The sequence below is a fragment of the Cellulomonas fimi genome, from assembly GCF_028527925.1.
In the GTDB taxonomy this organism is placed as follows: Bacteria; Actinomycetota; Actinomycetes; order Actinomycetales; family Cellulomonadaceae; genus Cellulomonas; species Cellulomonas fimi_C.
Window position 1 is genome coordinate 1 of the sequence record NZ_JAPESW010000005.1, and the last position, 9759, is coordinate 9759.

The following is a 9759-nucleotide window of genomic DNA, read 5'->3' on the forward strand; positions in this document are numbered from 1 at the left end:
GAGCTGGCCGCAGACCGCGAGGCCCGACGCCCACGCGAGGATCCCCACGCCGATCGCTGCGAGGACCAGCCCCCACACGACCGTGCCGCCGCGCAGCCGGGCGCGCGGCGCTGATCGACGAGCTCGCGGGCCTGTCGACCCCGGCGACGGCCGCCCGACCGGCCCCGGCACCGGCCTCGGCGCCGATCCCCGCCCCGGCTGCGTCGTCCGCCGCGGCGACGACCACCCCGCCGGCCGTCGAGCCGGAGACGGCGCCGCGCGCCCGGCTGCGCGTCGGCACGGTCGTGTGGGGGCTGGTCCTCGCAGCGATCGGCGTGGGGATCCTCGCGTGGGCGTCGGGCCTCGCGATCGACGTCCAGCTCGCGCTGATCGTGCTGCTCGCGGTCGCGGGAGCGGCGCTGCTGGTCGGGTCGCTGCTGTCGGCCGCCCGCAGCTCGCGCCAGGCAGCGGCCGCCGCGCGGCGCTGACGTCGGGCGGCCGCACCCCGCCGTGGCCGCCCGCACGCACGAAGGTCCGGTCCCCACCCCCGGGGGACCGGACCTTCGTCGCTCCACCGAGCGGGCCGCCTCGACGCGGCCCGGTCGGTCAGGCGTTGGCGGTCGCCGGCGGCGCCGTCTGGGTCGTGTCGGCCACGACGGCGCGCGGGACGGTCCCGAGCTTGCGCAGCGCCCAGCCGACGAGCACGAACGTCACGCCGACGCCGAACACGAGGAGCGCGACGCCGAACGCCACGACCGAGGTGAACAGCGACGCCCGGAGGAACGACGCGGTCATGACCGTCGAGCGCGTCGGGTCGTCCTGGTCGAGCTCGGCGTACGTCTTGCCGTCCGACGCCTCGAGCGCGTGCGTGTTGATGACGTCCGCCTGGACCCACGCCTCCCAGGGCGTGTCGACGAGCTGGCCCTGGAAGGCCGACGCGTCGTCGGACACCGTGATCTTCTCGGCGGCGAGGTTGCTCGACACCGCTCCCCACGTGACTCCCCCGGCGACGATGAAGACGACGCCCAGGATCAAGGTGATGAGGCCGACGACGCGCACCGCGCCCGACCGCTCCCCCACTGCAGCACTCGACATTTCCCGATCCCTTCTGCACCACTGACAGAACGGGCCCGGACACCCGGGCCCGACAGGCCGAGCTCACGAGACAGCACCGTGCGCTTCGAGCGTATCCCCAGGTGGCAGCGGGAGGAATCGGTCGACACGCCCGCGCCTGCACGCGGGCGTGTCGACCGGGCCGTGGTCAGGCGGGGACGGCGACGGGCCGCGCGCCGTCGGTGGCGTCGTCACGGGTCCCGGTCGGCGGTGCGGCGAGCGAGCGCAGCGCCCCGCCGACGAGCAGGAACCCGACCCCGACGCCGACGACGAGCAGCGCGACGCCGAACGCGATGACCGACGTCATGAGCGACGCGCGCAGGAACGAGGCCGTCTGGACCATCGGTCGTGCGGCGTCGTCCTGGTCGAGCTCGGCGTAGGTGCGGCCGTCGGACTCGGCGAGCGCGTGACCGCGGATCGCCTCGGCCTGCGCCCACGCCTCCCACGGGGTGTCGACGAGCTGGCCGGCGAAGGCCGGGGCGTCGTCGGAGACGCGGATCTCCTCCTGGCCGAGGCTCGCGCCGACACCGAACCAGGTGGCGACGCCGGCGACGGCCAGCAGCGCTCCGAGCGCGAGGACGAGGGTGCCGAGGAGCCGGGCGGGACGGCGACGTGCACGTGCGGACATGGTGGTCCCCCTGTCGTTCCGGTGTGATGGTGAGGCCGGGGGGTCGGCGACCGCCCCGGCTGTGGCATGCACCGCGCGGAGTCGTGACGCTAGCCGCTGTCACACGCCGCGTGCGCGTAGTTGTCCACGATGTGACGACGGGACGCGCGACGAAACGGTTCAGTGCGTTCGCAACAAAGACGTATCGAAAGTCGAGGTCAGCGCATCGCGCGAGCGCGGTCGTACTCCGCGAGCGCCGCACCGAGCACGTCGTCCCAGCCGAACGCGGGCCGTACGGAGCGGTTGTGCGCACGGATCCCCGCCAGGAGGCGACCGTCCTTGGCCAGGTGCACGACGGCCTCCGTCATCTCGGCGTCGTCCGCGACCAGCAGCCCGTCCACGCCGTCGGCGACGAACTCGGCGATGCCGGTGCCCCGGCGCGCCACGACGGCGAGCCCCGCGGTCCGAGCCTCGAGGGCCGCGATCCCGAACGCCTCGAGCTCGGCCGGAGCGAGGAACACGTCGGCGTGCGCGTACGCGGCGCGCACCTGGGGACGCGTGAGCCGCCCGCGGAGGTCGACCGCGCCGTCGAGCCCGTGCGCCGACACCGCAGTCCGGACGCGGCCCATCGCCGGTCCCGACCCGATCACGGACAGGTGCAGCCGACCGCGTGGCAGCCGTCGGGCGGCGGCGCCGACGAGCTCGACGAGGGGCACCGCGCGCTTGCGAGGCGCCAGCCGCATCGTCGACACGAGCCGGACCGGTGCGGACTCGTCCTCGGCGGCGGGCGTCGTCGCGTCGTCCGCGGGTGCCCACGCGTCGAGGTCCAGCCCGTTCGGCACGACCGCGACCTTCGTCTCGAAGACCGCCTCGACGCGCGCCGCCGCGGCGGAGCTCACCGCCGACAGCGCGAGCGGGGCGTCCGCCCAGCGCGTGCGCCGGACCGCGCCGCGCAGCGCCGGCACCGTGCCGTCGAGCATGCAGTGCCAGGTCACCGCCGTCGGCAGGCCGGCGTCGAGCGCGAGCCGCGCGCCGTCGAACGCGAACGGCGACAGCACGCCCGCGTGCACGTGGACGACGTCGGGGCGGAGGTCGTCGAACGCGGTGCGCAGCAGGCGCGGGCCGGCCGCGGGGTTGATCGGGAGGTCGAAGGGCAACCGCGCGCCGAGCCGGTGCACGTGTACCCCGTGCTCGACGTCGACCACACCGCCGCGCTCCCCCGCGGTGCCCAGCGTCGCGGTGAGGACGTGCACGTCGTGACCCTGCTCCGCCTGCCGGGCGGCGAGGTCGCCGACCTGCGACTCGATGCCGCCCGTACGCGGCGCGAAGCAGTCGGAGACGTGGACGATCCGCACGGGCCCTCCGGTCAGGCGCGCGCGTCGATCGCGGCGAGCGCCTCGCGGTGCACCTTCCGCTCGAGCACGAACGACATCACGGGCACGACACCGGCCGCGGCCATCGTCGCGAGCCGGCCGAGCCGCCACCGCATCGTCGACCACAGGTCGACCACGGTGACGAGGTAGACGACGTAGATCCAGCCGTGCGCGAACGCGACCCACGCGCCGATGACGGCCTTCGGGTGGCCCTCGGCGTCGTACCCGTTGACCTGGAAGACGTACTTGAGGACGAGCTCGACGCACAGCAGGAGCAGCATCGTGCCCGTGATCCACGCGAGTGCCCGGTACCGCTGCGCCGCCCCGCGGGCACGCTTGACCCAGGGGTCCGTGCTCGTCGCCGTCGTGCCGTCGCTCACCGCTGCTGGTCCTTCCGTCGTCCCACCGGTCACTCCCACTCGATCGTGCCCGGCGGCTTGCTCGTCACGTCGAGGACGACCCGGTTGACCTCGGGCACCTCGTTCGTGATGCGCGTGCTGATCGTGGCGAGCACGTCGTACGGCAGGCGCGTCCAGTCGGCCGTCATCGCGTCCTCGGACGAGACGGGCCGCAGCACCACGGGGTGGCCGTAGGTGCGGCCGTCGCCCTGGACGCCGACCGAGCGGACGTCGGCGAGCAGCACGACGGGGCACTGCCAGATCTCGCGGTCGAGCCCGGCCTTCGTGAGCTCCTCGCGCGCGATCGCGTCGGCCGCACGCAGGACGTCGAGGCGCTCCGCGGTGACCTCGCCGATGATGCGGATGCCGAGGCCCGGGCCGGGGAACGGCTGACGCCAGACGATGGCCTCGGGCACGCCGAGCTCGAGGCCGACGGCGCGCACCTCGTCCTTGAACAGGGTCCGCAGCGGCTCGACGAGCTCGAACTGCAGGTCGTCCGGCAGCCCGCCGACGTTGTGGTGCGACTTGATGTTCGCCGCACCCTCGCCGCCACCGGACTCGACGACGTCGGGGTAGAGCGTGCCCTGGACGAGGAACTTCACGGCCTCGCCGTGCGCGCCCGCGTCCTCGACGACCTCCCGCGCGGCGTCCTCGAAGACGCGGATGAACTCGCGGCCGATGATCTTGCGCTTGGTCTCGGGGTCGGTGTGGCCCGCGAGCGCGTGCAGGAACCGCTCGCGCGCGTCGACGATCTTGAGCTGCACGCCCGTCGCGGCGACGAAGTCCTTCTCGACCTGCTCGGCCTCGCCCGACCGCAGCAGCCCGTGGTCGACGAACACGCAGGTCAGCTGATCCCCGACCGCCTTCTGCACGAGCGCGGCGGCGACCGACGAGTCGACGCCGCCGGAGAGCCCGCAGATGACGCGCGCGTCGCCGACCTGTGCGCGGATGCGCTCGACCTGCTCGGCGATGACGTTGCCGGGGTTCCAGTCGGGCCGCAGGCCCGCGCCCTCGTAGAGGAAGTTCTCGAGCGCCTTCTGGCCGAGCGGCGAGTGCTTGACCTCCGGGTGCCACTGCACGCCGAACAGGCGGCGCTCCCGGTCCTCGAACGCGGCGACCGGGCTGCCGGCGCTCGTCGCGAGCACCTCGAAGCCCTCGGGCGCGGCGTGCACCGCGTCGCCGTGGCTCATCCAGACCGTCTGCTGCTCGGGGCTGCCCGCGAGGACCGTGCCGGTGTCGGTCACCTCGACCGCGGTGCCGCCGTACTCGCGCTGCCCCGTCTGCGCGACGGTCCCGCCGAGCGCCTGCGCCATCGCCTGGAACCCGTAGCAGATGCCGAGCACCGGGACGCCGGCCTCGAACAGCGTCGGGTCGACGAACGGGGCACCGGCGGCATACACCGACGACGGGCCCCCGGACAGGATGATCGCGGCCGGGTCCTTCGCGAGGAGGTCCGCGACGGAGGCCGTGTGCGGGACGATCTCGGAGTACACGTTCGCCTCACGGACCCGGCGCGCGATGAGCTGCGCGTACTGGGCGCCGAAGTCGACGACGAGGACCGGACGGTGCGCGGGGGGCACCGGAGGGTGCGCAGGCGACAGCGGCTCAGGCGTCTGGGTCACGCCCCCAGGGTAGTCGTCGCACGGCCGTCCTCGGCCCGGTCGTCCGCGCGGTGGCGGACGTCACGCGGCGCCTCGCAGCGCTGCCTCGACGAGCCGGCCCGACGAGCGCCGATAAGGGTTCGAGCCGTGTCGGTACCCGGTCGTAACGTTGACGCTCGTGCGCTCGCTCCCCCTCCCCGACCCCGGCACCCCGCCGCTGACCGGTCCCGTCGCCTACCTCTGGTGGCTCGCCCGTCGGCAGTGGGGCATCCTCACGGTCGCCGTGCTGCTGGGGATCGTGCTGTTCGCCTGCCAGGCGCTGCTCCCCTATCTCACCGGCCGCGCGATCGACGGTGGTCTGGAGCACGGCTTCGGACCCGACCTGTGGCGCGCCGCGGGTGCGCTCGGGGCGCTCGGCGTCGTCAGCGCCGGGGCGGGCGCGATCGGCCACCGCTTCGACGTCCAGAACTGGCTGCGCGCCGCGTTCACGTCGTCCCAGCTCGTCGGTCGGACCGTGGCGCGCTCGGGCCACGCGATCACCGCCGAGCTCCCGACGGGCGAGGTCGTGTCGGCCGTCGCGAACGACGCGCTGCGCGTCGGCGAGGTCTACGCGATCGCCGCCCGGTTCATCGGCAGCCTCGTCGCCTACGGCGTCGCCGCCGTCCTCATGCTGCGCGTGTCCGTCACCCTCGGCCTCGTCGTGCTGCTCGGCCTGCCGACCGTCGCCGCCGCGCTCGGCCTGCTCGTCAAGCCCCTGCAGAAGCGTCAGATCGCCCAGCGTGAGGCGTCGGGACGTCTGACGACGCTCGGCGCCGACACCGTCTCCGGCCTGCGCATCCTGCGCGGCATCGGCGGCGAGGGCGTCTTCAACGCGCGCTACCGCGAGCAGTCGCAGCGCGTGCGCCGCCGCGGCGAGGAGGTCGCGGTCACGCAGTCCTGGCTCGACGCGCTGCAGGTGCTGCTGCCCGGCATGTTCGTCGCCGTGCTCATCTGGCTCGGCGCGCACATGGCGCTCGACGGGACCATCACCCCCGGGCAGCTCGTGGCGACCTACGGGTACGCGGCCTTCCTCGCGTGGCCCGTGCAGAACGCCACGATGTTCCTCCAGTCGGCCACGCGCGCCCACGTCGGCGCGGGCAAGGTCGTCAAGGTGCTGCAGGTCGTGCCCGCGACGGGCGCGCGCCCGGGCACCGCGGAGGCGCCGCCCACCGGGTCGACGCTGGTCGACGAGACGAGCGGCGTCGTGCTGGAGCACGGGCGTGTGGTCGCCCTCGTCAGCGCCGACCCCGACGAGTCCGCCCGCATCGCCACCCGCATGGGCCGGTTCGACGACGAGACCGAGAAGGACACGCCCGTGCGGCTCGGCGGCGTGCTGCTCGCCGACCTGCACAAGGAGGACGTGCGCACGCGCGTCGTCGTCGCCGAGGCCACGCCGCACCTGTTCTCCGGCGCGCTCGGCGAGGAGCTCGACGTGCACGGGTCGCGCGAGGAGCAGCGGCTGCTCGACGCGATCACGCTCGCCGACGCCCACGACGTGCTCGACTCCGTGCCCGACGGCCTCGCCGGCGAGCTGCCCGAGAAGGGCCGTTCGCTGTCCGGCGGCCAGCGGCAGCGGGTCGCGCTCGCGCGGGCACTGCTCATGGACCCGGAGATCCTCGTGCTCGTCGAGCCCACCAGCGCCGTCGACGCGCACACCGAGGCGCGCATCGCCGCCCGGCTCGCCGACCACCGGCGCGGGCGCACGACGCTCGTCGTCACCGCGTCGCCGCTCGTGCTCGACCACGTCGACGAGGTGCAGCTCGTGCAGGACGGCCGGCTCGTCGCCCGCGGCGCGCACGCCGAGCTGCTCGACGGCGCCGCCGGACCGGCCGTCGCCGCCGCCTACCGCCGCGTCGTCGGCCGCGTGCTCGACGACGCCGACACCCCGCCCCACGGCGTGGCCGTCACCGACGACCTCGCCGACGTCTCGCCCGCAGGAGGACGACCGTGAAGCTCCCCATCGCCGACTCGGCGGCGGTGCGCGCGTACACCGGCCGCCTGTTCCGCACGCACCGCGGCGACCTCTCGCGCATCGCGACGCTGCACACGCTCGCCGCGGTCGCCGGCCTCTCGGGCCCGTTCATCCTCGGGCGGCTCGTCGACGCGGTCACCGACGGCACGACCGTCTCGTACGTCAACACGCTCATCGGGCTGGGCGTGCTGGCGGTGCTCGCGCAGACCGTCCTCATCCGGTTCGCGCAGCGGACGTCGATGGTGTTCGGCGAGAAGGTGTTCGCCGAGCTCCGCGAGGAGTTCATCGCGACCGTCACGTCGCTCCCGCTGTCGACCGTCGAGCGCGCCGGCACGGGCGACCTGGTCGCGCGCACGACGAACGACGTCAACCGGCTGCAGCACGCGGTCCGGTTCGGCGTGCCGCGCGTCATCGTCGCGGTCGTGACGATCACACTCACCGTCGTCGCGAGCGTGCTGCTGTCGCCGCTCGTGGCGATCGCGATGTTCGTCGGGGTGCCCGGCATGCTCGTGGTCGTCCGCTGGTACCTCAAGCGCGCGACCCCCGCCTACCAGCGCGAGTCGGCGTCGTACGCGGCGCTCAACGGCACGATCACCGAGTCCGTCGAGGGCGCCCGGACCGTCGACGCGCTGCGCCTCGGCCCGCGCCGCGAGGCCCGCGTCCGCGACGACCTGCGCGAGGCGTTCGCCGCCGAGAAGGTCACGCTCGACCTGCGCACGGTCCTGTTCCCCGGCATCGACCTCGCGTTCGTGCTCGCGCCCGTCGCGGTGCTGGTCTGGGGCGGGTACCTGGTCTCCGAGGGGTACGCGTCGCTCGGCGCGGTCACGACGATCGTCATGTACACGTACCAGGTCACCGGGCCGGTCTGGGAGCTGATCTTCTGGGTCGACGAGATCCAGGTCGCGGCCACGTCGCTCGCGCGGATCGTCGGCGTGCAGCTCGTCGCGCCGGACCGTGAGCCGGGGACGGCGGAGCCCGTCGACGAGGACGTGTCGGCGCGTGACCTGCGGTACGCGTACCGCGAGGGGCACGACGTGCTGCACGGCATCGACCTCGACCTGCGCTCCGGTGAGCGGCTCGCCGTCGTCGGGCCGTCCGGCGCGGGCAAGTCGACGCTCGGGCGCATGCTGGCCGGCATCCACCCGCCGACGGGCGGGTCCGTCACCGTCGGGGGCGTGCCGCTCGTCGAGCTGCCGCTCGAGGACCTGCGCGGGCACGTCGCGCTCGTCACGCAGGAGCACCACGTGTTCGTCGGCGAGCTCGCCGACAACCTGCGCCTGGCGAAGGAGGACGCGACCGACGCCGAGCTCGAGCACGCGCTGCGGGCCGTCGACGCGTGGGAGTGGGTGTCCGCGCTGCCCGACGGGCTCACGACCGAGGTCGGATCCGGCGGCACCCCGCTGACGCCCGCCCAGGCGCAGCAGATCGCGCTCGCACGGCTCGTGCTGCTCGACCCGCACACCCTCGTCCTCGACGAGGCGACGTCGCTGCTGGACCCGCGTGCCGCGCGGCACCTCGAGCGGTCGCTGTCCGCGGTGCTCGAAGGCCGGACCGTCGTCGCGATCGCGCACCGGCTGCACACCGCGCACGACGCCGACCGCGTCGCCGTCGTCGACGCCGGGCGGATCACCGAGATCGGCCCGCACGACGAGCTCGTCGCCGCGGGTGGCGACTACGCCGCCCTGTGGCACTCGTGGCAGCACGAGTGATCTGACATGGGTGCGCCGATCGCGCTGCGAGGGGGTGTCGTCCTTCCCGACGACGCCCTCTCGTGGCGTTTCTCGCGGTCGAGCGGACCCGGCGGTCAGGGCGTCAACACCGCCGACTCGCGCGTCGAGCTGTCGGTCGACGTCTCCGCCGTGCTGTGGGCCGTGCCCGAGCAGGAGGAGCGCGTCCGCTCGCGTCTCGCGTCACGACTGCGCGGTGACGTGCTCACCGTCGCGGCGTCCGAGCACCGGTCGCAGCTCCGCAACCGCGAGGCGGCGCTCACGCGCGTCGTCGCGCTCCTCGACGAGGCCCTCGCTCCCCCGGGCCCGCCCCGCCGCGCGACCCGGCCGAGCCGGGCATCCCGCGAACGCCGAGCCGCGGGAGAGCGCCAGCGCCGCGCGGTCAAGGAGCTCCGTCGCCGCCCCCGCCTCGGCTGACGCTTGTCAGTTCTCCGACTCACGACGCGGCGATGAGTACCGCTGTGGTACCACCAGCGGTACCCATGACCGGGTCACCGGCGCGCGGGACGGACGGTCACCCGTGGGCGCACGAGGTCGACCCGCGCCGCAAAGGCGATCAGTCGCTCGACGCCGCGGTCGACGACAACCCCACGGTCCGCGATGCGCTGCTGTGGAACTTCACCGTGCTCACGTCACGCCGCATAGAGCATCCGGGCCTCGGCCTCGACGTGCTCACGGAGCAGAGGGTGGACGGCTCGTCGGGAGACGAGGTCGACCGGCCTCCCGATGATGGCGGCGAGGTCGTCCGCCGCATCGACGACCTCCCAGGTCAGATGACGTCCCGGGAGGAGGTCGTACATCACGTCGACGTCCGACCGGTCGTCATCCTCGCCGCGGGCCACCGACCCGAACACCTCGAGCCTGGCGAAGCCGTACCGAGCGCACAAGTCGGCCAGCGCAGTGCGCAGACGCTCGTCGACCTCGATCACGCCGACAGGTTAGCGGGACGC

10 protein-coding genes are annotated in these 9759 nt (G+C 74.2%); 4 read left to right on the forward strand and 6 right to left on the reverse strand.

Annotation, left to right across the window (positions count from 1 at the left end; all coding sequences use genetic code 11):
• Positions 1-284 precede the first annotated feature (284 nt).
• The gene (locus OMK64_RS03680; protein ID WP_272726622.1) at positions 285-467 is read left to right on the forward strand and encodes a hypothetical protein; all 183 of its coding nucleotides are present in this window, start codon (positions 285-287) and stop codon (positions 465-467) included.
• Between the two features lie 118 nt (positions 468-585).
• Here OMK64_RS03680 and OMK64_RS03685 read toward each other — a convergent pair whose 3' ends face one another.
• The 5 genes from OMK64_RS03685 to guaA all read right to left on the reverse strand — a co-directional run bounded on the left by OMK64_RS03685 (position 586) and on the right by guaA (position 5092).
• The gene (locus tag OMK64_RS03685; RefSeq protein ID WP_272726623.1) at positions 586-1074 is read right to left on the reverse strand and encodes an aromatic ring-opening dioxygenase LigA; all 489 of its coding nucleotides are present in this window, start codon (positions 1072-1074) and stop codon (positions 586-588) included.
• 166 nt (positions 1075-1240) lie between these two features.
• Positions 1241-1720, reverse strand: a complete 480-nt coding sequence (locus OMK64_RS03690; protein WP_272726624.1) for an aromatic ring-opening dioxygenase LigA — start codon at positions 1718-1720, stop codon at positions 1241-1243.
• A gap of 197 nt (positions 1721-1917) precedes the next feature.
• The gene (locus OMK64_RS03695; protein WP_272726625.1) at positions 1918-3054 is read right to left on the reverse strand and encodes a glycosyltransferase family 4 protein; all 1137 of its coding nucleotides are present in this window, start codon (positions 3052-3054) and stop codon (positions 1918-1920) included.
• Between the two features lie 11 nt (positions 3055-3065).
• Positions 3066-3452, reverse strand: coding sequence for a DUF3817 domain-containing protein (locus tag OMK64_RS03700; RefSeq protein WP_272726626.1), 387 nt, complete (start codon positions 3450-3452; stop codon positions 3066-3068).
• Between the two features lie 29 nt (positions 3453-3481).
• Entirely contained in the window at positions 3482-5092 is a 1611-nt protein-coding gene (gene guaA, locus OMK64_RS03705) for a glutamine-hydrolyzing GMP synthase (protein WP_272726627.1), read from the reverse strand.
• Positions 5093-5249: 157 nt separating this feature from the next.
• Here guaA and OMK64_RS03710 point away from each other — a divergent pair, with 157 nt between their 5' ends.
• Genes OMK64_RS03710 through arfB form a run of 3 tightly spaced genes read left to right on the forward strand, consistent with a single transcriptional unit; the run spans position 5250 to position 9226 of the window.
• Positions 5250-7061, forward strand: coding sequence for an ABC transporter ATP-binding protein (locus OMK64_RS03710; protein WP_272726628.1), 1812 nt, complete (start codon positions 5250-5252; stop codon positions 7059-7061).
• The gene (locus OMK64_RS03715) at positions 7058-8791 is read left to right on the forward strand and encodes an ABC transporter ATP-binding protein (protein ID WP_272726629.1); all 1734 of its coding nucleotides are present in this window, start codon (positions 7058-7060) and stop codon (positions 8789-8791) included. Before OMK64_RS03710 ends, OMK64_RS03715 begins: the two co-directional genes overlap by 4 nt.
• 6 nt (positions 8792-8797) lie before the next feature.
• Positions 8798-9226, forward strand: coding sequence for an alternative ribosome rescue aminoacyl-tRNA hydrolase ArfB (gene arfB / locus OMK64_RS03720; RefSeq protein WP_272726630.1), 429 nt, complete (start codon positions 8798-8800; stop codon positions 9224-9226).
• 215 nt (positions 9227-9441) lie between these two features.
• Here the strand turns inward: arfB and OMK64_RS03725 are convergent, their stop codons facing one another.
• A complete protein-coding gene (locus tag OMK64_RS03725) occupies positions 9442-9738 on the reverse strand; it encodes a nucleotidyltransferase family protein (RefSeq protein WP_272726631.1) in 297 nt (98 codons plus the stop codon).
• Positions 9739-9759: the final 21 nt, after the last annotated feature.